This window comes from Mesorhizobium sp. M7A.F.Ca.CA.001.10.2.1 (assembly GCF_003998575.1).
Taxonomy (GTDB): domain Bacteria; phylum Pseudomonadota; class Alphaproteobacteria; order Rhizobiales; family Rhizobiaceae; genus Mesorhizobium.
On the sequence record NZ_RZQY01001194.1, the window covers coordinates 1 to 770 of the forward strand.

General features: G+C 65.6%; 1 protein-coding gene and 1 pseudogene. One reads left to right on the forward strand and one right to left on the reverse strand.

Annotated features, from left to right (window positions below; all coding sequences use genetic code 11):
* The coding region (locus EN964_RS36095; protein WP_206528838.1) for a hypothetical protein at positions 1-190 on the reverse strand (190 nt) is incomplete at its 3' end.
* A gap of 321 nt (positions 191-511) precedes the next feature.
* On the opposite strand from EN964_RS36095, the pseudogene EN964_RS36100 reads away from it, so the two are divergent.
* Positions 512-770, forward strand: a pseudogene (locus tag EN964_RS36100) (BA14K family protein); the annotation flags it as partial.

Sequence of the window (770 nt, forward strand, 5' to 3'; positions counted from 1 at the left end):
GTTCGAAGACGGTGTCGAGCCGCTCGCCGGGCAGGCCTTGCCGGGCAAAGTCGGCGCCCGTCAGGATTTGCCCGCGCCTGGCTGTCGCGGGGGCCGTTCTTATCGGCGCGTCGACACTTGCCAGGCCGCTTTCCAGCCCCGATCGTTCCGCGTCCAGTTCGGCGATGTCGACACCGTGATCCATTTCCATACTTTCCCGTCCAGGCCGGGCATCGCCCGGCACGGCCATTTTTCCAGTTGTTGTGGGATGCTTATGCCATCCGATCTTTTCGGCAGTTTTTCCGAACTGTTGAATATTGTTTCTGAACTGTGTCTGGGCGGGGGGTGGCCCTCTTTGTTGGAGCTTGCGGGGGAGGGGAAGCCTCCGCCCGTGAGCGCCCTACGGCGCCCCCCTCTGGCCTGCCGGCCATCTCCCCCACCTGTGGGGAGATTGGCAGCTTCGGCGCCGGCGTTTTTCTGGAACCAGCCTTGAGGCCCCGCATTCTATGAGCAGGGACTTAAGGAGCGTGTCGTGAAAGCGGTTTTGGGCCTGGTCTGCGGCTTCGTGCTGACCCTTGCGGTCTTCGGCAGCGGACTGGGTTTTGCGGCCTGGCTGCTTGCCGCAAAGCCGCCGCGCCAGGCGACGGCCACCGTCAGCGTGGCGGAGCTGTGGACCAAAAAGGCGCGGCCGGTGAACAAGGCCGGGCAGGGCCTCGAACGCCTGCCGGCCAAACAGTCCGCGCCGCCCGACATCCCCGCCAAACCGCAGGAAACACCGCCCGACCCGACGG